Annotated in this window: 16 protein-coding genes; 10 read left to right on the top strand and 6 right to left on the bottom strand. The window is 73.6% G+C overall.

The window, feature by feature from the left end:
* Positions 1 to 5: 5 nt before the first annotated feature.
* From AC07B0_RS00235 to AC07B0_RS00225, 3 genes are all read left to right on the top strand, one after another.
* Positions 6 to 821 (top strand): IclR family transcriptional regulator, encoded by an 816-nt coding sequence (locus tag AC07B0_RS00235; protein ID WP_469382579.1) that lies wholly within the window; start codon positions 6 to 8, stop codon positions 819 to 821.
* A gap of 117 nt (positions 822 to 938) precedes the next feature.
* Positions 939 to 2,624, top strand: coding sequence for a sigma-70 family RNA polymerase sigma factor (locus AC07B0_RS00230; protein WP_478895936.1), 1,686 nt, complete (start codon positions 939 to 941; stop codon positions 2,622 to 2,624).
* Between the two features lie 123 nt (positions 2,625 to 2,747).
* Positions 2,748 to 5,201: a helicase associated domain-containing protein gene (locus tag AC07B0_RS00225; RefSeq protein ID WP_478895934.1), complete on the top strand. Its 2,454-nt coding sequence runs from the start codon at positions 2,748 to 2,750 to the stop codon at positions 5,199 to 5,201.
* 13 nt (positions 5,202 to 5,214) lie between these two features.
* Here the strand turns inward: AC07B0_RS00225 and gad are convergent, their stop codons facing one another.
* Positions 5,215 to 6,606: a glutamate decarboxylase gene (gene gad / locus AC07B0_RS00220; RefSeq protein WP_356881570.1), complete on the bottom strand. Its 1,392-nt coding sequence runs from the start codon at positions 6,604 to 6,606 to the stop codon at positions 5,215 to 5,217.
* Positions 6,607 to 6,894: 288 nt separating this feature from the next.
* Here gad and melC1 point away from each other — a divergent pair, with 288 nt between their 5' ends.
* Entirely contained in the window at positions 6,895 to 7,287 is a 393-nt protein-coding gene (melC1, locus tag AC07B0_RS00215) for an apotyrosinase chaperone MelC1 (RefSeq protein WP_356881572.1), read from the top strand.
* Positions 7,284 to 8,132 carry a tyrosinase MelC2 gene (gene melC2, locus AC07B0_RS00210; protein ID WP_356881574.1) on the top strand — a complete coding sequence of 283 codons (849 nt, stop codon included), beginning with the start codon at positions 7,284 to 7,286 and terminating at the stop codon, positions 8,130 to 8,132. Before melC1 ends, melC2 begins: the two co-directional genes overlap by 4 nt.
* Here melC2 and AC07B0_RS00205 read toward each other — a convergent pair.
* Both AC07B0_RS00205 and AC07B0_RS00200 read right to left on the bottom strand, forming a co-directional pair.
* The gene (locus AC07B0_RS00205) at positions 8,087 to 8,791 is read right to left on the bottom strand and encodes a response regulator (protein WP_356881576.1); all 705 of its coding nucleotides are present in this window, start codon (positions 8,789 to 8,791) and stop codon (positions 8,087 to 8,089) included. The genes melC2 and AC07B0_RS00205 overlap by 46 nt on opposite strands.
* Positions 8,788 to 10,449 (bottom strand): sensor histidine kinase, encoded by a 1,662-nt coding sequence (locus tag AC07B0_RS00200; RefSeq protein ID WP_478896682.1) that lies wholly within the window; start codon positions 10,447 to 10,449, stop codon positions 8,788 to 8,790. Before AC07B0_RS00200 ends, AC07B0_RS00205 begins: the two co-directional genes overlap by 4 nt.
* A 155-nt stretch (positions 10,450 to 10,604) precedes the next feature.
* On the opposite strand from AC07B0_RS00200, the gene AC07B0_RS00195 reads away from it, so the two are divergent.
* On the top strand, positions 10,605 to 11,996 hold the full coding sequence (locus AC07B0_RS00195; RefSeq protein ID WP_467291805.1) for a cation:dicarboxylate symporter family transporter: 1,392 nt from the start codon (positions 10,605 to 10,607) through the stop codon (positions 11,994 to 11,996).
* Positions 11,997 to 12,291: 295 nt separating this feature from the next.
* On the top strand, positions 12,292 to 14,055 hold the full coding sequence (locus AC07B0_RS00190) for a S8 family peptidase (RefSeq protein ID WP_478896681.1): 1,764 nt from the start codon (positions 12,292 to 12,294) through the stop codon (positions 14,053 to 14,055).
* Positions 14,056 to 14,137: 82 nt separating this feature from the next.
* On the opposite strand, the gene AC07B0_RS00185 is transcribed toward AC07B0_RS00190, so the two are convergent.
* Both AC07B0_RS00185 and AC07B0_RS00180 read right to left on the bottom strand, forming a co-directional pair.
* Positions 14,138 to 14,818, bottom strand: a complete 681-nt coding sequence (locus AC07B0_RS00185) for a (2Fe-2S)-binding protein (protein ID WP_469382573.1) — start codon at positions 14,816 to 14,818, stop codon at positions 14,138 to 14,140.
* A 167-nt stretch (positions 14,819 to 14,985) separates the two neighbouring features.
* Positions 14,986 to 15,792 (bottom strand): alpha/beta fold hydrolase, encoded by an 807-nt coding sequence (locus AC07B0_RS00180; RefSeq protein WP_356881586.1) that lies wholly within the window; start codon positions 15,790 to 15,792, stop codon positions 14,986 to 14,988.
* 140 nt (positions 15,793 to 15,932) lie between these two features.
* Between AC07B0_RS00180 and AC07B0_RS00175 the strand changes: the two genes are divergently transcribed.
* Positions 15,933 to 16,619: a GNAT family N-acetyltransferase gene (locus AC07B0_RS00175; protein WP_356881588.1), complete on the top strand. Its 687-nt coding sequence runs from the start codon at positions 15,933 to 15,935 to the stop codon at positions 16,617 to 16,619.
* 271 nt (positions 16,620 to 16,890) lie between these two features.
* Positions 16,891 to 18,240, top strand: coding sequence for an alpha/beta hydrolase (locus tag AC07B0_RS00170; protein WP_469382571.1), 1,350 nt, complete (start codon positions 16,891 to 16,893; stop codon positions 18,238 to 18,240).
* 27 nt (positions 18,241 to 18,267) lie between these two features.
* Here AC07B0_RS00170 and AC07B0_RS00165 read toward each other — a convergent pair whose 3' ends face one another.
* Positions 18,268 to 19,722 carry a carboxylesterase/lipase family protein gene (locus tag AC07B0_RS00165; protein ID WP_478895932.1) on the bottom strand — a complete coding sequence of 485 codons (1,455 nt, stop codon included), beginning with the start codon at positions 19,720 to 19,722 and terminating at the stop codon, positions 18,268 to 18,270.
* Positions 19,723 to 19,955: 233 nt separating this feature from the next.
* On the opposite strand from AC07B0_RS00165, the gene AC07B0_RS00160 reads away from it, so the two are divergent.
* A complete protein-coding gene (locus AC07B0_RS00160; protein ID WP_356881592.1) occupies positions 19,956 to 20,288 on the top strand; it encodes a hypothetical protein in 333 nt (110 codons plus the stop codon).
* Positions 20,289 to 20,338 lie beyond the last annotated feature (50 nt).

The raw sequence follows: 20,338 nt of genomic DNA, 5'->3' as shown, positions 1-20,338 counted from the left end.
CCGGCGTGTCAACGGAGCGAGGGCGGGCGACGGACCCCGGGAACGACGGCGAGGGGGCGAAGGGCCGCCCCGGCGGGCGGACTTCGGCGGCCGGGTCGGCGCTGGAGAAGTCGCTGCGGATCCTGGAGGCGGTCGCGGCACCCGGCGGGCCGCACCGGCTGACCGACGTCATGACGGCGGCGGCCGTGCCGAAGTCGAGCACCTTCCGCATCCTGGCGGCGCTGGTCGAGCAGGGCTTCGTACGCTCCGACGGCGAGGGCCGCTACGGGGCGGGTCCCCGGCTGCGCGCCCTGTCGGCCCTGGTCAGCGGCGGGGAGCCGGCGAGCGTCCAGCAGATCCTGGACGAACTGCGGCTCGCGACCGGCCAGACGGTGCACCTGGCCCTGCACAGCGGGGAGACGATCACCTACATCCGCAAGCTGGAGAGCGGACAGCCTTTCCGCACCGCCTCCCGGATCGGCATGCGGATGCCGCTGCACACCACGGCCATCGGCAAGGCCGTCCTCGCCCACCTCCCCCGGGAGGAGGTGCGGGAGCTGCTCGCCGCCACCGGGCTGCCCGCACGGACACCGAACACGCTGACCACCGAGCGGGCACTGGCCGCCGAGCTGGAGGCGGTCCGGGAGCGCGGGTTCGCCGTGGACGACGAGGAGAACGAGCCCACCATCCGCTGCATCGGCGCGGCCGTGCTCGGCGCCGACGGCCGTCCGGTCGGCGGGGTGTCGGTGACCACCGTCACCTTCCTGGTCTCCCGCGAGGAGATCGAGGCGTACGCGCCGGCCCTGCGCACCGCCACGGAGGCGCTGGGCCCGCTGCTGTGACCCCGTCCCCCGAAGTGGCGGCGGCATCTTCTTCCGGATAAGTGTTATCGGGGCCCCACTCGACGGTCTCCCAGTTATTGGGCATCATCGACCGCCGGTACGGACAGGGACTTTCACATGAGCACACAGCACACGGCAGCACTGGTGGCAGCGGCCCGTGCGGGCGATCCCCGCGCGCAGGACGAGCTCGTCAGCGCCCACCTGCCGCTCGTCTACAACATCGTCGGCCGGGCCCTGAACGGGTCCTGCGACGTGGACGACGTCGTGCAGGACACCATGCTGCGGGCACTCGACGGGCTCGGCGGCCTGCGCACGGACGAGAGCTTCCGCTCCTGGCTGGTCGCGATCACCATGAACCGGATCCGGGCCCACTGGCAGGCCCGCAGCAGCGGCCCGGGCGAGAGCGGGCTGGAGGAGGCCGGTGACGTCGCCGACCCGGGCGCCGACTTCGCCGACCTCACCGTCGTACGGCTCCACCTGTCGGGGCAGCGCCGTGAGACGGCCCGGGCCACGCGCTGGCTGGAGCCCGACGACCGGGCGCTGCTGTCCCTGTGGTGGCTGGAGTGCGCCGGCGAGGTGACCCGGGCCGACGTCGCCTCCGCGCTTGAGCTGACGCCGCAGCACACCGCCGTCCGGGTGCAGCGGATGAAGGCCCAGCTGGAGGCCGCCCGAGTGGTGGAGCGGGCCCTTGGGGCGCAGCCGCCGTGCGACGGGCTGCGCGCGCTGACGGCCGGCTGGGACGGGCGGCCCTCGGCCCTGTGGCGCAAGCGAATAGCCCGGCACGCCCGCGAGTGCCTGCGCTGCTCGGGGCTGTGGAACGGCCTGGTGCCGGCGGAGGGGCTGCTGGCCGGGCTGGCCCTCGTGCCGGTCACGGCGGCGCTGCTGGCGGGCGTACGGTCGGCCGTCACCGCGGGTTACGCGCCGGTCGGCGCGGCCTCCTTCGCCGACGCGGCGACCCAGCTGACCCCGGTGGTGTCGGGTCCGGGCCGGGCCGCGCGCCGCAAGGGCGGGGACGCGGGCAACGACGGCGATGCGGCCGGCGGCCGCGGAGTGCTGCGCAAGCGGCGCCAGAACCGGCGCCGGGCGATCGGCGGCGCGGTGGTCGCCGCCTGCGTGGCCGGGGGCGGTCTGGTCTACCTGGGCTCGCTCCCCGGTTCGGGCCAGAGCGAGGCGGCCGGCGGTGCGCCCGCGTCCCCGCTGGCGGCCCTCTCGGCGCCCGACACCGGCGCGCCGCTGCCCTCCGCCTCGCCCTCCGCTTCCGTGTCCGCGTCGGCCTCGCCCTCCCCGTCGGTCTCCGCTTCGCGGTCCGCCTCTCCGTCGCCGTCCGGCAGCCCCTCCTCGTCGGCGGCGCCCACTCCGGCCCGGAGCGTCCCGCCGTCCCCGAAGGCCGCGGCGCCGGCTCCCGCACCCGCGCCCGCGCCGGCCGGCGTGAGCGGCCAGGTCCTGGCCCTGGTCAACACCGAGCGGGCGGCGGCCGGCTGCGGCCCGCTCAAGGAGGACGCGCAGCTGCGCTCGGCCGCGCAGGCGCATTCGGCGGACATGGCGCAGCGGAACTTCTTCTCGCACACCAACCCCGACGGGGCCGACCCGGGGGCGCGGACCACCGCGTCCGGGTACCGCTGGTCGACGTACGGCGAGAACATAGCCAAGGGGCAGCAGACCGCGCAGTCGGTGATGGACGCCTGGATGAAGAGCCCGGGCCACCGCGCGAACATCCTCAACTGCTCCTTCAAGGACCTCGGCGTGGGCATGCAGCCGGGTGCGGGCGGCCCGTGGTGGACGCAGAACTTCGGCGCGCGCTGACCGCTCCGCGCCGGCCTCCCGGCCACACCTGACACGTGGCGGCTCTCGTCCCCCCTTTGATTCAGAATCCGGGCAAGATAGGACCTGGAGCCGAAGGGGCAGATGAGAGTGGGGGTGGCACCGGTGGCGAGGAAGGAACTGCGCCCGCATCAGCGCGAGGCCGTCGACGCCGTCCTGCGCGCGCTCCAGCTGCCCGCCGACGGCCGGGTCCCCGAGCGCGGTCTGCGGACCCAGGTGATCATGGCCACGGGTTCCGGCAAGTCCCTCGTCGCGGTGCGCTCCGCCGAGGAGTTGCGGGCGGGGCGGGTGCTCGTGCTGGTGCCCTCCCTGGACCTGCTGGTGCAGACGGTGGCCGCCTGGCGCGAGGGCGGCCGCACGGGCCGGGCCCTCGCCGTGTGCTCACTGCGCGGCGAGGACGTGGGCCTGCCCACGACCACGGATCCGGACGAGCTGGCCCGCTGGGCCGCCGGGCCGGTGCGGCGGGTGACCGTGTTCGCGACGTACGCCTCGCTGGGCCTCGGCACCATCGAGCGGGCGCATCGGGCCGGGCTGCCGTCCTGGGACCTGATCGTCGTCGACGAGGCGCACCGCACGTCCGGGCGGATCGGCAAACCGTGGGCGGTGGTGCACGACAACACCCGGATCGCGTCCGTCCGGCGGCTGTACATGACGGCGACGCCCCGGGTGTGGCGCGACGGCGAGGGCCCTGAGGAAGGGGACGAGCCGGAGGAGGGGGGCGAGGACCTCCGGGGCGGCGGCACGCTCGTCGCGTCGATGGAGGACGATCCGCAGGGGCCGTTCGGTGCCCGCTGCCACACCCTGTCGCTGTCGGAGGCGATCGACCGGGGCATCTGCGCCCCGTACCGGGTCGTGTGCGTGGACGTCACGGATCCGGGATTCCGGTCGGCGCTGCTGCTGGGCGCCGACGGCCGCTCGGACGCGGTGCGCGGGATGCGGCTCGCCGCGTTGCAGGCCGCGCTGGTCACGGCGGCGGCGGACCAGGGCTTCCGCCGGACGCTGGTTTTCCACCACCTGACGAAGGAGGCCGAGGCCTTCGCGGCGGGACTTCCCGCCGTCGCGGCGCGGCTGCGGGCCACGAGCCGCAGCCCGCTGCCCGCGTACCCCCGGACGGTGTGGGCGGACTGGCTGAGCGGTCAGCACCCGGCGGCGCACCGGCGGCGGGTCCTGGAGGCGTTCGCCGCGGACCGGATCGCCGACAAGGCCTTCCTCGGGAGCGTCCGGGTACTGGGCGAGGGGGTCGACACCAAGGAGTGCGACTCCGTCTTCTGGGCCGACGTGCGCGGGTCCATGCCGGACCTCGTGCAGGCGGTCGGCCGGGCCCTGCGGATCCGGCCCGGAGAGGGGAAGGTCGCCTCGCTGGTGGTGCCCGTGCTGCTGGGTCCGGGTGAGAGCCCCGGCTCGATGCTGACCTCCCGGGCGTACGGTGACCTCGCGCGGCTGCTGGAGGCGCTGCGGGCGCACGACTCCCGGCTCGTGGAGTCCCTGGCCCAGCCGCAGGCGCCGAGCCGTACGACGCCGCCGTCCCCGGCCCCGGAACGGGTCGGTACGGCGGCCGGTCCCGGCCCGGGCGCGCGGGCGCTGCTGAGTTTCTCCACGCCCCGCGATCCCGCGCTGCTGGCGGCGTTCATCCGGCTGCGCGTGCTGAACCCGGAGCACACCCGGTGGCGGCGGGGCGCGGAGGCGGCCCGGATCTACACCGTCACGGCCGGGGACCTGAGGGTGCCGTTCGCCTACCGGGTGCCGGAGGGCGGGGAGGAGTGGCCCGCGGCCCTGGCCGGGTTCCCGCTGGGCCAGTGGATCGCCGACGCGCGGCGCACGTACCGCAGGGGGGCCCTGGGCCGGGAGCGGACCCGGGAGCTGGACGAACTCGGCATGGTGTGGAGCCACTTCGACGTGGCCTTCGACGAGGGGCTCGCGGCGGCCCGGGCCTGGGCTGCCGAGCACGGGCACCTGCTGCCTCCGGTGGAGGCGACCTGGCACGGGGTGCCCGTCGGGGTGTGGGTGAAGAACAACCGGGCCGCAGCGCGGCGGGAGGGTCCGGGGGCGCTGTCGCAGGAGCGGCGGGAGGCCCTGGAGGAGATCGACCCGTCCTGGTGCCCGGCGTGGGACATCGGCTGGCAGCGGGCCTACCGGCTGACCCGGGCGCACCTGGACGCGGGCGGCCCGCTGCCGGCCGGCACGGGCCGGGTGGTGGTCCAGGGCGAGGACCTGGGCCGGTGGGTACGGGCCCAGCGGCTGGGCTGGGACAAGCTGGCCTGGGCCCAGCGGTGGCTGCTGGAGCACACGCTGGGCCTGGCCCCGGCGGCCGAGGCGGAGCGTCCGGCGCCGCGCCGCAGCCACGCCGCGGCGTGGGCCGAGCACCTGGAGGCCGCCCGGCGGTTCCACGCGCGCGAGCGGCACCTGCGGGTGCCCCGTACGCACGTGGAGCGGGTCGGCGGCCGCGAGGTCCGGCTCGGCGCGTGGATCGCCAACCAGCGTTCCCGGGCGGGCTCCCTCACCCCCGACCGGGTGGCGGCCCTGACGGACCTCGGCATGCGCTGGCCGGCGTCCCGCTGACGGGGAGGGCGCGTCAGTGGTGGAAGCCGGACCGGGGCTCGGTCTCGGGCACCGGCTGCGGGTGGGCGCCGAGGTGTTCCACGGCCCGGCGCAGGTCGGCGACGAGCAGGGCGATCTGGTCCCGGGTCACACCGTGGCGGACCAGGACGCGTTGGATGACCGTGTCCTGCCGGTCCGCGGGCAGCGGGTACGAGGGGACCTGCCAGCCGCGCATCCGCAGCCGGTCGGAGAGGTCGTAGAGGGTGAAGCCGGTCCCGGCCGGGTCGGTGAGGGTGTACGAGACGGCGGGCAGGGCTCCGTCGCCGTCGTAGAGCAGGGTGAAGGGCCCGATGTCGGCGATCTGCCCGGCCAGGTAGCGGGCGGTGTCGGCGCAGGCCTGCTGGACGCGCCGGTAGCCTTCGCGGCCCAGGCGCAGGAAGAGGTAGTACTGGGCGATGACCTCGCCGCCGGGGCGGGAGAAGTTGAGGGCGAAGGTCGGCATGTCGCCGCCGAGGTAGTCGACGTCGAAGACGAGGTCGGCGGGCAGCAGGTCGGCGGTGCGCCACACGATCCAGCCGACGCCGAGCGGTGCGAGCCCGTACTTGTGCCCGGAGGTGTTGATGGAGGCCACGCGCGGGAGCCGGAAGTCCCACACGACGTCCTGGTGGAGGAAGGGGGCGACGAAGCCGCCGCTGGCGGCGTCGACGTGGAGGGGGATGTCCCAGCCCTGTTCGGCCTGGATCCGGTCGAGTGCGGCGGCGAGTTCGGCCACGGGCTCGTAGTCGCAGGTGTAGGTGACGCCGAGGATGGCGACGACGCCGATGGTGTTCTCGTCGACGTGGGCGGCGAGCTGGTGGGGCTGCAGTCCGGTGGCGCCCGGCTCCAGGGGGACCTGCCTGAGCTCGACGTCGAAGTACCGGCCGAACTTCTCCCAGCAGATCTGCACGGGTCCGCACACCAGGTTCGGGCGGTCGGCGGGCTTGCCCTCCGCCCGGCGCCGGGCCCGCCAGCGCCACTTGAGGGCGAGGCCGCCCAGCATGGCCGCCTCGCTGGAGCCGGTGGTGGAGCAGCCGGTGCCCGCGCTGCCGGCCGGGGCGTTCCAGAGGTCGGCCAGGATGTTGACGCAGCGGGCCTCGATCTCGGCGGTCTGGGGGTACTCGTCCTTGTCGATCATGTTCTTGTCGAGGCACTCGTTCATCAGCCGGTGCACGCCGTCGTCCGACCAGGTGGTGCAGAAGGTGGCCAGGTTCTGGGCGGCGTTGCCGTCGAGGAGCAGCTCGTCGTGGAGGAGCGAGTAGACCACTTCGGAGGGCGAGGGGTCGTCGGGCATCTTGAACTTCGGAAGGATCTGGCCGCTCAGTACCGACGCGAACACGTCCGCGTCGGCGTCCCGGTCGTGCGCGTCCTTCGTCTCATGCAGAGCCATATCGGGACTATACGATGCAGATCATCCCAAACCCGGTTGCCGGTGCGGGGTCGTGGCGGCGTCGCCCACGCACCGCTTCCGGCCGACTCCAGGGTGTGATCCTCTCCATAGGGCCGGGGGCTCGCCGTAAAAATTACTGACAGGTAGCATTCGTCCCGGAGATCTTCCCGTCCTGACCGCTGGAGCCGGTCCAGACGGGAAGATCATCTCATTTGTTGTATGTGCAACTTATCGGATGATGTCCGGATAGCGGTCAACTACCCGTGGCGCCCTGGTAGTTCTTCGGCCATGAACAAGATCACCCGTCGGCAGGCCTTGGGCACCACTGCCGGCGCACTCACCGTCCTCGGCCTCGCGGGCGCCACCGCGCACGCCGCCGCCACCGACTCCCGGGCCGCCGCCACCCCCGCCGGCACGGTCGACGAGGTGTACAAGGGCCGCCGCATCCAGATAACCCCCGGCCAGGGCGGCCACCACGGCGGCCACCACGGCCCCGGCATGCCGACCGTCCGCATAGACGGCCGCGAGCTGCACGTCATGCAGAACGCCGACGGCACCTGGATCAGCGTGGTCAACCACTACGAGACCTTCGCCGACCCGGCCTCGCTGGCCCGCGCCGCCGTGCGCGAGCTCCAGGGCGCCGTCCTCGCCCCGTTCGCCCCGATGGGAGGCGCGGCATGACCGTCCGCAAGAACCAGGCCGCGCTGACCCCCGAGGAGAAGCGCGCCTTCACCAACGCGCTGCTCGAACTGAAGCGCACCGGCCGCTACGACCGCTTCGTCACCACCCACAACGGCTTCATCATGAGCGACACCGACTCGGGCGACCGGGTGGGCCACCGCTCCCCCTCGTTCCTGCCCTGGCACCGCCGCTTTCTGCTCGAGTTCGAAGCGGCTCTTCAGGCGGTGGACGCGAGCGTGGCGATCCCGTACTGGGACTGGAGCGTCGACCGCACCACCCGTTCCTCCCTCTGGGCCGCCGACTTCCTCGGCGGAACCGGCCGGGCCCGCGACGGGCAGGTCATGGACGGACCCTTCGCCTACGCCACCGGCAAGTGGGACGTGAACGTCCGCGTGGACGGCCGCGCCTACCTGCGCCGGGCCCTGGGCAGCGGCGTCGCCGAACTGCCGACCAAGGCCGAGGTGGACGCCGTCCTGGCCATGCCGGTCTACGACATGGCCCCCTGGAACAGCGCCTCGAACGGCTTCCGCAACAACCTGGAGGGCTGGCGCGGCGCCAACCTCCACAACCGGGTGCACGTGTGGGTCGGCGGCCAGATGGCCACCGGCGTCTCCCCCAACGACCCGGTCTTCTGGATGCACCACGCCTTCATCGACAAGCTGTGGGCCGACTGGCAGGCCCGCCACCCGCAGTCCACGTACCTGCCCGCGGCGGGCACGCCGAACGTCGTGGACCTGCGCGACACGATGCGGCCGTGGAACGACGTGACCCCGGCGGACATGCTGGACCACCGGAAGTTCTACACGTTCGACACCGAGCCGGTGGCCGCCGCCCGCCAGCGGTAGTGCAGTTCGGGGCGGCCGACCTGGCCGTACCGGGGGGCCCGGTCGGCGACGCCGGTGTCCACCAGGTGTTCCAGGTAACGCCGGGCGGTGATCCGGGAGGTCCCGGCCGCCTCGGCCGCCCCCGCGGCGGTGAGCCCCTCGGGCGCCGACCGCAGCAGCGCCGCGACCCGGTCCAGGGTCGGGGCGCTGAGCCCTTTGGGCAGTTCCGCCGGAGCGGGCGCGCGCAGTGCGGCGAGCGCTCGGTCCACGTCGTCCTGGCCGGCCGCCTCGCCCGCCGACGCCCGGAACTCCGCGTAGCGCAGCAGGCGTTCGCGCAGGGTCGGGAACGCGAAGGGCTTCAGTACGTACTGCACGACGCCCAGCGACACGCTCTCGCGCACCACGGCCAGGTCCCGCGCCGAGGTCACCGCGATCACGTCGGCGGGGTGGCCGGAGGCGCGCAGTCCGCGCGCGAAGCGCAGCCCGTGCCCGTCCGGCAGGGTGAGGTCGAGGAGCAGCAGGTCGACCCGGGTCCGCTCCAGCACCCGGGTGGCCTCGGCCAGGGTGTGGACGGCGGCGACGGCGGTGAAGCCGGGCACCCGGCCTACGTAGAGGGCGTGGGCGTCGGCGGCCACCGGGTCGTCCTCCACCACCAGGACCCGCACCTGCGGCGCGCTCACTGCGGCCCTCCCTCGCCGCGCCGCTGACCCGGGATCCACACGGCCGGACCCGTGGGCGGCGGCTCCGCCTCCGCGCCCGGCTCCGTCTCCGCCCCCGGTGCCCGTTCCGGTCCGGGCGGGCTGTCCAGTGGCAGCCGTACGGTGAACTCCGCGCCGCCGCCCGAGGGCCGCTCGGCGGCGTCCACGTCCCCTCCGTGCCGGTGCGCGACCTGCCGGACCAGCGCGAGGCCCAGGCCACGCCCCTCCCCCTTGCCCGACCAGCCGCGGCGGAACACGTCCACCCCCTCGGGCAGGCCCGGACCGTTGTCGGCGACCCGCAGCAGCAGTCCGGCGCCGTCCCGGCGCACGGTGACGGCGATCCGCCCTCCCGGCACTCCCGTGAGGGCGTCGACGGCGTTGTCGATGAGGTTGCCGAGCACCGTGACGAGGTCCCGGGCGGGCGGGATCCCCGGCGCCGCGTCGACGGCCCCGCTGTCCGGAGTGACGACCAGCTCGATGCCGCGTTCGTGGGCCTGCGCGGCCTTGCCCAGCAGCAGCGCCACCAGGACCGGTTCGCCCACGGCGGTGACCACCTCGTCGGTCAGCGCCTGGGCCAACTCCAGTTCGGCGGTGGCGAACTCCACCGCCTCGTCGCTGCGGCCCAGTTCGATGAGGGAGACCACGGTGTGCAGCCGGTTGGCCGCCTCGTGCGCCTGCGAGCGCAGGGCCTGGGTGAACCCGCGTTCGTGGTCCAGCTCGCCCGTCAGCGCCTGGAGTTCGGTGTGGTCGCGCAGCGTCACCACGGTGCCGCGGCGGCCGCCGCCCGCCACGGGCGAGCTGTTGACGACCAGTACCCGCTGGTCGGTGAGGTGCACCTCGTCCACCCGCGGCCGGTCGGCCAGCAGGGCGCCGGTGAGCGGGGCGGGCAGGCCGAGGTCGGCGACGCCGGTTCCGGTGATCTCGCCGCGCAGGCCCAGCAGTTCGCGGCCCGCGTCGTTGATGAGGGTGATCCTGCGGTGGCCGTCGAGCATGAGCAGCCCCTCCCGGACCCCGTGCAGGGCCGCCTGGTGGTAGTCGTACATCCGGCTCAGCCCGGCGGCGTTCATCCCGTGGGTGTGCCGTCGCAGCCGGGCGTTCACGACGTACGTACCCACCCCGCCCAGGGCCAGCGCCCCGGCCGCCACCCAGGCCAGGGCGGTGAGCTGCGCCGCCAGCCGGTCGCTGACCGCGCGGACGGTGATCCCGGCGCTGACCAGTCCGGTGATCCGCCCGTCCGCGGCCCGCAGGGGGGTGACCACGCGGATGGAGGGGCCGAGGGTGCCGGTGTAGGTCTCGCTGAAGGTCTCGCCGCGCAGCGCGGGGGCGGTGTTGCCGAGGAAGCGTTCGCCGATGCGGCGCGGGTCGGGGTGGGTCCAGCGCCTCCCGTCCGGGGCCATGATCGTCACGAAGTCCACGTCCGCGTCGGTGCGCACCCGCTCCGCGTAGGGCTGGAGCGCGACGGAGGGGTCGGTTCCGGGCGCGGCGGCCCCGACGGCCTGCTGCACGGACGGCGAGTCGGCGACGGCGCGCGCGACGGCCCCGGCCTGCCGCCGGGCGGCGTCCTCGGCCTGCCCGCGGGCGGCCACGTAGGCGAACACCGCGCAGCCGGCGACGACGACGGCGACCAGCAGGACCTGCATCGCGAACAGCTGGCCGGCGAGGCTCCGGGGCGCCCGGGGGAAGCGGAACATGGCGCTCAGTGTGCACCCGGCCGTGAACTCAATGAACGGAAGGGTGACCGGGGTCACAGGCTGGGCGATGGTCTCCCGGAACACATTCACCACCAGGAGGCGACGTGGCCGCCAGACGCGACAAGACGCACTACCTCTACATCGCGGTGATCGCCGCGGTGCTCCTCGGCATCGCCGTCGGCTTCGCCGCGCCCGGCGTGGCCGTGGAGCTCAAGCCGCTGGGCACCGGCTTCGTGAACCTGATCAAGATGATGATCTCGCCCGTGATCTTCTGCACGATCGTGCTGGGCATCGGTTCGGTGCGCAAGGCCGCCAAGGTGGGGGCGGTGGGCGGGCTCGCCCTCGGCTACTTCATGGTGATGTCGACGGTGGCGCTGGCCATCGGACTGCTGGTGGGGAACCTGCTGGAGCCCGGCAGCGGGCTGCACCTGACCGAGGCGGCGCGCAGCGCCGGCGAGGCGCAGGCCAAGGCGGGCGGGGCGGAGAGCACCCCGGAGTTCCTGCTGGGGATCATCCCGACGACGCTGGTGTCGGCCTTCACCGGCGGCGAGGTGCTCCAGACGCTGCTGGTGGCCCTGCTGTGCGGGTTCGCGCTCCAGGCCATGGGCCCGGCCGGCGAACCGCTGCTGCGCGGCATCGGCCACGTACAGAAGCTGGTGTTCCGCGTCCTGGCGATGATCATGTGGGCGGCGCCGGTGGGTGCGTTCGGGGCGATCGCCGCGGTGGTCGGGGCGACGGGCATCGACGCCCTGAAGTCGCTCGCCGTCATCATGATCGGCTTCTACCTGACCTGCCTGCTCTTCGTCTTCGTGGTGCTGGGCACGCTGCTGCGGGTCTGCACCGGCATCAGCGTCTTCTCGCTGCTGCGCTACCTGGGCCGGGAGTTCCTGCTGATCCTGTCGACCTCCTCCTCGGAGTCGGCGCTGCCGCGGCTCATCGCCAAGATGGAGCACCTCGGCGTGTCCCGGCCGGTCACCGGCATCACCGTGCCGACCGGGTACTCCTTCAACCTGGACGGCACCGCGATCTACCTGACGATGTCCTCGCTGTTCATCGCCGAGGCCATGGGCAAGCCGCTCGCGCTGGGCGAGCAGATCTCCCTGCTGCTCTTCATGATCATCGCCTCGAAGGGTGCGGCCGGGGTCACCGGCGCGGGCCTGGCCACCCTGGCCGGCGGCCTCCAGTCGCACCGGCCGGAACTGGTCGACGGAGTCGGACTCATCGTCGGCATCGACCGCTTCATGAGCGAGGCGCGGGCCCTGACGAACTTCGCGGGCAACGCGATCGCCACCGTCCTGATCGGGACGTGGACGAAGGAGTTCGACCGCGAGCGCGCCGGTGAGGTACTCGCCGGCCGGGTCCCCTTCGACGAGGCCACCCTGGTGGACGACGTCCACGCCGCGCCGCCCGCCGAACCGCAGGCCCCGCTGCCGGCCCCGTCGCCCGTCGGCGAGGACGAGTCGGTCAACACCACCAAGAACGGCGTCCCGGCCTGACCGGAGCGCCCCGGCACGTGGATCCGCGCCCTGGCGGACGGTGCGTCCGGCGCGAATCCACCGAAGTCGGCCGGGGCCGGGCTCGCCCCCACGGTGCCCAGCCCGGCCGACGGCGATTTTCAGCCATCGGCCCGCCAAATCTGCTGCGGTAAAAGGTACTTCCCTACGGGGCCGCGCGTCTGACATCTTGCGTCCACCACTCGTTTCGTACGGCCCGGTAACTGCCACCCGCAGCACCGGGTCATCGGAGGACGCATTGATACCCCACATATCCAGCCGACCTCGACGTGCCCTGGTGCTGGCGGCGACGCTCGGCGCCGCCCTCACCTTCGGAGCCCCCGCCGCACTCGCCGGCACGGACCCCGTCTCGCCCGCCCCGTCCGCCCCCGCTGCCATGGCCAAGTCCGCGGCGCCCGCTTCCCAGAGTGCGACCTGGGCCGCCGGCACCCGTGCCTACCTGGTGATCACCGCTCCCGGTGACAGCACGGCCGTGCGCAACGCCGTGACCGCCAACGGCGGCACGGTCTTCGCGAACTACGACGCCATCGGCGTCATCGTCGCCCACTCCTCCTCGGGCACCTTCGCCGCCACCATGCGCGGTGTCAGCGGCGTCCAGCAGGTCGGCGCCACCCGCACGTCCGACGTGCCGGCGGACGCCTACAACCCGGCGCTGCCCGCGAACCCGGCGCAGTCCACCACCCCGGCGGGCGAGCCGGTCCGCGCCGACATGACGCAGATCAAGGCCGACCAGGCCTGGGCCGTGACCACCGGCTCCGCCACCGTCAAGGTCGGCATCCTGGACACCGGCGTGGACGACCAGCACCAGGACCTGGCGCCGAACTTCAACGCCGCGGACTCCGCGTCCTGCGCGTACGGCAAGGCCGACACCCGCTCCGGCTCCTGGCGTGACGTGGGCACCCACGGCACCCACGTGGCCGGTACGGTCGCGGCAGCCAAGAACGGCAAGGGCGTCATCGGCGTCGCACCGGGCGTGAAGATCTCCTCGGTGCGCATCGCGGAGCCCGGCTCCTCGCTGTTCTTCGCCGAGAACACCATCTGCGGCTTCATGTGGGCCGGTGACCACGGCTTCAAGGTCACCAACAACAGCTACTACACCGACCCGTGGCAGTTCAACTGCCCGGACAACGCCGACCAGGCCGCCATCATCGAGGGCGTCAAGCGCGCCCAGGAGTACGCGGAGGGCAAGGGTTCGCTCCAGGTCGCCGCGGCCGGCAACTCCAACCTGGACCTGGCCAACAAGACGACCGACACCGAGAGCCCGAACGACTCGACCCCGGTCACCCGCACCATCACCAACGCCTGCCTGGACATCCCGACCGAGCTCCCGGGCGTGGTCACGGTCTCGGCGATGGGCACCACCGCGAAGGCCTCGTACTCCAACTACGGCCTGAACGTGGTCGACGTGACGGCCCCCGGCGGCGACGCCACCGGCATCTACAGCACCCTGCCGGGCGGCAAGTACGGCAGCATGAGCGGTACGTCGATGGCGTCCCCGCACGTGGCCGGTGTGGCCGCGCTGCTGGCGAGCACCAACCCGGGCATCACCCCGGCGCAGCTGCGCGACAAGCTGGCCACCCAGGCCAACGACGTCGCCTGCCCGTCGGACAGCCGCTGCAAGGGCACCACCGCCAAGAACGGCTTCTTCGGCGAGGGCCAGGTCGACGCGCTGAAGGCGGTCGGGTCCACCCCGCCGCCCGGCAAGTTCTTCGAGAACACCGGCGACTTCGCCATCGGTGACAACACCACGGTCGAGAGCCCGATCACCGTCAGCGGCGTCACGGGCAACGCCCCGGCCGCCCTGAAGGTCGGCGTGAACATCGCCCACACCTACATCGGTGACCTGAAGATCGACCTCGTCGCCCCCGACGGCTCCGTCTACACGGTCCACAACCGCGCCGGCGGCAGCACCGACAACATCAACCAGACCTACACCGTCAACGCCTCCTCCGAGGCCGCGAACGGCACCTGGAAGCTGCGCGTCAACGACAACGCCGGCGGCGACACCGGCAAGATCGACTCCTGGAACCTGACCTTCTAGCGAAGACACCGGGTCGCGGTACCACCGCGGGGCCGTCGGGGAGCAGCGCGACCGCTCCCCGGCGGCCCCGCGCCGTTCCCGCCTACGCGCGCCGGGTGCGCAGGACGCAGTCCCCGCAGAACCCGCCGCCGGGGACCTGGTAGTACAGGCAGCAGCTGCGCCGTACGAAGGCCACTCCGAGGCCCTCTTCGTGGACGAAGGTCCCGGTGCCGGCCAGGGGTCCGCCGTCGGCGAGCAGTGCCCCGGCCAGGGCGACGGCGGTGCCGCCCTCGACCCGGTCCAGCAGGACGCGCAGGGCCCCGACGAGCCCCGAGGCGGCGTTGCCGCGCAGGACCTTCGCCGAGACTCCGAAGCTCCGGCGCAGCGGGGCCTCCAGGAGGGCCAGGTTGCCGAGCACCGTCTCCCCCAGCGCTCCGGCGGGCAGTTCGCCGGGATCGGGGAGCCACAGCTCCAGCGAGCCCGCCCCGGGCAGCCGCCACCAGACCCGGTCGGCGGCCAGGTCCGGCACCCGGCCGGCCAGCGCGGCGCAGCCGAGGCCCAGCGACCACAGCCGCGAGGCGATGCCGAACTGGGCGGTGGAGGCCGCCACCCGGTCGGGGCCGGTGCCGATCCGGCGGCCCACCTCCCCGACGTAGGGGCCGAGCCGCTCCCCGTACAGCGCGGTGAGCGGCCGGAAGCCGGGCCCGGGCGGCTCCGCGCCGTACGGCACGGCGAAGAACGGCCCGACGGCGGCCAGTCTGCCCAGTACGTCGTCCATGTCCATGCCCGGATGATCTCAGGACGGCGTGCCGCTCCCCGCGCCGGGCGGCCCCTTTCAGCACCGCGAGCCGGGGCTCGCTCGCCGCGTCGACCACTTCACCCCGCAAGGCCCCCGGGAGGCCTGGGGCGCGGCCTGGGGCGGCGGCCGTACGAGGGCCCGCGGCCGGTCGCTCAGAGCGCGGCGAGGAATTCCAGCAACTCCCGGTTGACGGCTTCGGGGCGCTCCACGCCCGGCAGGTGGCCGGCCCGGTCGATCACGGCGAGCCGGGCGTGCGGGGCGAGCTCGCGCATGCCCTCGGCCTCGGAGACCGGCGTGTAGACGTCGTCCGCGCCGACGAGCAGCAGACAGGGCACGGTCGGGGGCAGGGCCCGCAGGACGGGCCGGTAGTCGGGCCGCTCGGCACGGCCCCGCAGGGCGGCCGCCGCCCCCTCCGGATCGGTGGCGCACATCATGGCCCTCACCCGCGCGGCCGCCTCGGGCAGGCCGATCACGTTGTAAGGCGCCAGCATCTTGTCCATGACCTCGTTCGCATACGGCTCCATGCCCTCCGCGAGGAGCCGCTCGGCGAGCTCCAGGCGGAGCTTCCTGCCGTCCCCGGTCTCCGGGGCCGGCGAGGTGTCGCAGAGCACCAGGGCCCGTACCAGACCCGGGTGGCGCAACCTGACCTCCAGCGCGATCTGCCCGCCCATGGACACTCCGCCGACGACCGCCTGTTCGACGTCCAGGCGGTCGAGCAGGGCGGCCAGGTCGTCGGCGAGGTCGGCAAGCATGACCTTGCCCGGACGGACCGGGCTGTCCCCGTATCCTCGCAGGTCAGGGGCGATCACCCGGTATCCGGCGGCGACCAGCGCCGACGCCTGGGGAGCCCACATGGACCGGTTGAACGGATGTCCGTGGATCAGGATCACGGGCTCCGCGTCGCGGGGACCGAAGTCGTCGAAAATCAGTGCCGCGTCGTTGCCGAATTGGGGGTTCATGAGAGGACTTTAAGGGGCTACATTGAGCCACTCGCGTTCACCTGACAGCCCGTTGCCTTTCACCCGCGTTTTGCGCGGGGGGTGACGTCAGGAGCGCAGACTGTGCAACCACCCCACCGCCCAGAAGGACCGAAGGCTCCGTGCCCGTACCCGTACTCCTCGCCGGCCGCTCCGTGCGGCTCGAGCCCCTCGCCCCCCACCACACCGAGGCCCTGGCCGTGGCCGGGGCCGAGGATCGTACGACTTACGCCTTCACTCCCGTGCCGCACGGGTTGCAGGCGTCCCACGAGTACATCGACCGCGCGCTCGCCGATCAGGCGGCGGGTCGATCGCTGGCGTTCGCCGTGGTCAGAGCCACCGATGGGCGGGTCGTCGGTTCGACCCGGTTCCTCGAACTCGACTACTGGCAGGGTCCGCTGGTGTGGCCCGCCGTTCCCGGGGTCCCCTTCGGTGATCCGGCGACCGCCGTGCCCGACGCCGCCGAGATCGGGAACACCTGGCTGTCCCCGGGCGCCCAGGGAACCGGGATCAACACCGAGGCGAAGCTGCTGATGCTGCGGCACGCCTTCGAGACCTGGGGCGTGCGCCGGATCTCGCTGCGCGCCGACGCCCGCAACGGCCGCTCGCGCGCCGCGATGGAACGCCTCGGCTTCACCTGCGAAGGGGTCCGCCGGGCCCACTCGCGGGGGCTGGACGGCGCGGTGCGCAGTACCGCCTTCTACTCGGTGCTCGACGAGGAGTGGCCCACCGTCCGGTCGGTCATCGAACTGCGGCTCTCGGGTGCCGCGCCCCGCAAGCGGCGCCGCAAGACCCTGATCCCGGCGTAACGGTCCTGCGGAGCGGCCCCGCCGGCCCCATCGGTGGCCCGCCGGCTCGGACCGCTCTCCTCCGTTTCGCCCGCGACCCCGTCGTCCCCCGGCCCCGCGCCGGGGGAAGGCGGGGTCGTCGGCGACGGTCCCGGCGACGGCCTTGGCAATGGCATCCCCTACGGAATCCCAAGAGAAGGGAAAATGAGGAACCCCGGGGATCTTTCGTTCATCATTCGAACGGAAGCGTCCACCCCCCGACGGGGCAGCAACAGCCGGAGAGCCACCGCACATGTCGTACTCACCCGACGGGCAGCACCAGCCGCCGTACCGGCCGCAGGGGCAGCCTCCACAGCCGCCTCCGCCGCCCTACGGCCAGCAGCAGGGCGGCCGGCAGGCACCTCAAGGGCAGCAGCCCCCGTACGGTCAGCCCCCTCGGCCCCAGTACGCCCGGCCGTCGCAGGGCGGGCCGCCCCACGGGCAGCCCGGCCCGCAGCCGTACGGCCACCAGCAGCACGGGCAGCAGGGCTACGCGCCGCAGGACCAGTACGACCCGTACGACGGGTACGAGCCGCCGTACGAGGAGGAGCCGCCCCGGCGCAAGTCCCGGGTCAAGCGCTGGGTGATCGCCGGCACCACGGTCGTCGCCCTCGCGGGCGTCGCGGCGCTCGTGCTGAACCACTTCGAGATACCCCCCTTCACCGACAAGGGCAAGGCCGTGTCCTTCGGCAAGCCGGGCGGCAAGGGCGGTGACGCCAAGCCCGCGGCGAACTCGAAGATGACGATGCCCACGAATCCCACGGCCGAGTTCAAGAACTCGATGACGCTGCCCGACGGCACGCACGTGGCCGTCACCACCCTCGACGGCAAGAAGTCCGGCTTCAAGGGCAAGGTGTGGGTCTGGGCGCCCAAGGAGTACGACGACCCCAAGTTCGCCAAGAGCGGCTTCCCGGTCATGATCGCCCTGCCGGGCGGTGCCGGATACCCCAGCAACTACTGGATGGGCACCGACCTGGGCCTGCAGACCAGCATCTCCAAGTGGTACGCCGAGGGGAAGAGCAAGCCCTTCATCCTGGCCATGCCGGTCCTGAACCCGGGCCCGGACGACAAGGGCGTCTACTGGGACGGCTCCGACATCCCCGGCCAGCCCAAGATGGGCACCTGGCTGACCGAGGACGTCCCGGACCTCATGCGGGAGAACTTCCGCACGATCAAGTCCCGGGACGGCTGGGCCTTCATGGGCTCCTCCACCGGCGGGTTCGCGGGCCTGAAGGCCGTGCTGAAGCACCCGGACAAGTTCAAGGCCGTGATCGCCTCCGGCCCGGACATCGTCCCGGACTCCTCCCTGTGGAAGGGCCACGACAAGGAGAAGGCCGAGAACAACCCGGAGCTACTGGCCAAGCAGCTCATCGACAAGAAGGGCCCGGAGGTCTACCTGGCCTTCCAGGTCGGCGACAACGAGAACAACAAGAAGACCCTGCCCGACGTGCAGAAGTTCGTCGCCACCTACGGCAAGGGCCCGGTGCACACCAGCCTGAGGGTGATACCCGGCGGCCAGCACAACGCCAAGACGTACGTGCCGAACATGGGCGAGGGACCGATCCAGTTCATCAGCAAGGTCATGGAAGGCCCCGTCGAGTAACACCGGGAAGCCCCCGCACGGGCCCGCCTACGGGGTGAGCACCGCTCCCGCTTCCGGCCCCACGCCCCGCTCCTCCCGCTCCGGCCCGCCGAACCCCTTCGGCGGGCCGTTGCCGTCCCAGGGGGCCCAGCCGGGGTCGCCGGTCGACGCGAAGCGGACCCAGGCCCCGTGCATCTCGTCGGCCAGCGCCTGCGGGGCGTCGGGCCCGGCCAGCCAGGACGACTCCGGGACCCCGAGGGTGTCGAAGACGAAGCCCAGCTCCAGGGCGTGGCAGGCGCCGAGGCCCGGTACGCCGCTGCTCCAGCGGAACTCGTAGAGGTGGCTCGGCGCCGCCCGGCGAGCTCCGGCGAGCCGCCTGAGGGGGTCGCGCAGCAGCCGGTCGGTGAGCAGCTGTCCGGCGAGGTCGGCCGGGGACGCGCCGGGGTGCGCGGTGCGCAGCGCCCGTACGGCGGCCCGGTCCTTGCCGCTGCGCACGCGCGCCAGGGTCACGGCCGGGGGACCGAGCCGGTCCAGCAGCCGCATGCCCCCGGTCGGCGCGAGCCAGAGCCGGTGCTCCTGCGCCGTCCAGCCCAGCAGGAGCGGTACGTCCGAGGCGGCGGCCGCCTCCAGCGGGTCCGCCGGGAGCGTGTCCGGGTCAGTGACCAGCCCGAAGGCGGGGCCGCCCATGACGGGCGAGGAGCGGCGCAGCACGGCGGCCTGGGCGGTGAGCACGGCGGGCAGGCCGGCGGATTCGAAGGCGGCGGCGGTGGCGGGGACCTTGAGCAGCGATGCCATCCGGCGCACCATCGCGCGCACCTTCTCGCGGGGCGTCGCCTCGGGGGCGCCGCTCTGCAGGACGGCCCGGGCGAAGAGGCCGGCGGCGCGGGGGGCGCCGAGCAGGGCGCCGATGCTGATGGCGCCGGCGGACTCGCCGAAGAGGGTGACGCGGGCGGGGTCCCCGCCGAAGGCCTCGATGTTGTCGCGGACCCACTCCAGGGCGGCGATCTGGTCGAGCAGACCACGGTTGGCGGGGGCGTCGGGGAAGAGCCCGTAGCCGAGGGCGCCGAGCCGGAAGTTGACCGAGACGAGCACGACGCCGTCGCGGGCGAAGGCCGAGCCGTCGTAGACAGGTACGGCGGAGGAGCCCCGGGTGTGGGCGCCGCCGTGGATCCACACCATGACCGGCAGCCGGGCCCCGGGGGCCGGGTCCGGGGTCCACACGTTGAGGTTCAGGCAGTCCTCGCCGGGGATCTGCGGATCGGGCAGCAGGGCCGCGAACTTCGGCGGGTAGGGCACCTTGGGGGCAGTGGGCCCGAACGCGCCGGCGTCCCGTACGCCGTCCCAGCGGGCCGGGGGCACGGGGGCGGCGTACCGGCGGGCGCCGACCGGCGGGGCGGCGTAGGGGACGCCCCGGAAGACCGCGATGCCGTCGGTCTCCCAGCGGCCCTCCACGATGCCGTGTCCGGTGCCGGCCCGGGGCCGGTCGCCGCCCGCTGCGCTCATGCGTCCCTCTCCCGCCTCCGCCGTACGTCCGGTCCGGCTCCGGGGCCCGCCCGCGGCCGTGTCCGGCAGTCCTGTCCCGCAGTCCTGCCCGGCAGTCCTGTCCGGCCGTCCTGTCCGGGATCTCGGTCAAGTCTCGCCCCGGCCCGGCTCCCGGTCCTTCCGGGCACGGTCGCACAGCCGTCCAACGGGTGACAAGGCGTGACCCGGGCGGGGGCGTCCCGGGTTGACCGGCCATGCGAGCGATCCTCATGCCCCGCGCCCTCCAAGGGCTCCTCCCCCTCCTCCTGCTGGCCGCGGCGGGTACGGCCGGTCCCGCCCTGGCCGCGGCCGGGCCCGACTTCCAGTACGTGGGCCAGGACGACCAGGTCCACGGGCTGACCGCGCCGAAGGGCTGCGTCGCGGCGGAGGGCGGCGGCGGCCGGGCCGTCACGAACCGGACGCGGGGAACCGCCGTCCTCTACCGCGAGCCGGGCTGCCGGGGCAAGGCGGTCGCGGAGCTGGGGCCGGGGACCGTCACCCAGGTGCGGCCGTACTTCGCCTCCACCCGTTTTCCGGTCACCGGGTAGGCCCAGGAGCCGTGACCACTCGGCGGCCGCGGCGTTGTACGCCATGTCAA

The organism is Streptomyces sp. NPDC044704, from assembly GCF_056433525.1.
Note: the sequence above shows the minus strand (reverse complement) of the source record. Positions and strands in the feature narration are given on the sequence as shown.